Genomic DNA, 760 nt, shown 5'->3' with positions numbered 1-760 from the left:
TATGAAGCCAAGAATGAAGTAGAAAAAGCCAAGGAAATAGCTAGTAATGCAAAATATATAGCAGAACAAGCGCAAAGGGCAGCCGAAACAGCCGGTAAGAAAGCTGAGTCTTTAGAAGCAGCCGCAAAAGAAGCACAAAAAATAGCCAAGGAAGCCAAACAGACAGCAGGTTATGCCAACCATGACGCGACGCAAGCGCGTAATCAGGCAGAAAATGCAGAGAAAATAGCCTCGTCTGCGAGGAGTAGGGTCATCGATATCAATCAAGTGGTTGAGAATTTTAAAGCCCCCGTAAGTTTAGCGCGGATGTACTCAGACGAAGCTAAGAAAAAAGCCGAGGCAGCAGATTCAAAAGCCTATCAAGCCAAGAGCGAAGCCGAAAAAGCCAAGGAAGTAGCCGATAGAGCAAAAAGGACAGCAGAAGAAGCCAAAAAAACAGCCGATACGACGAAGCAAGAGCTTGGAGGTATCAAGAGTTCCCTAGCAACGGCAACAACAGCTCATACAGTAGCCACACAGGCAAAAGTGCTAGCGGAAGAGGTAAACAATTTACTGAAACAGTCTAATTTAACGGTTCTTTCAATTTCCACGCCGTTTCTTGTTGCGACAGGAAAAAGTCAATTAACCTTGAAAAAAGGAACACGTATAACCTTGGCATTAGGCAATGATACTTTGGTTGCAAGTTATACGGCAGATAAAAGAATAAGCGTTCCTTCTCTTTCGGCGGGTAAGGATTATTATGTTTATTTGGTATCGGATG

General features: G+C 43.7%; 1 protein-coding gene. It reads left to right on the top strand.

The window, feature by feature from the left end:
• Positions 1–760: alanine-zipper protein (locus ACFIKO_RS09410; RefSeq protein ID WP_375673912.1), on the top strand; the 760-nt coding region annotated here is incomplete at both ends.

It is taken from the genome of Bartonella sp. TS82HLJMH (assembly GCF_042193495.1).
Classification (GTDB): domain Bacteria; phylum Pseudomonadota; class Alphaproteobacteria; order Rhizobiales; family Rhizobiaceae; genus Bartonella; species Bartonella grahamii.
Note: the sequence above shows the minus strand (reverse complement) of the source record. Positions and strands in the feature narration are given on the sequence as shown.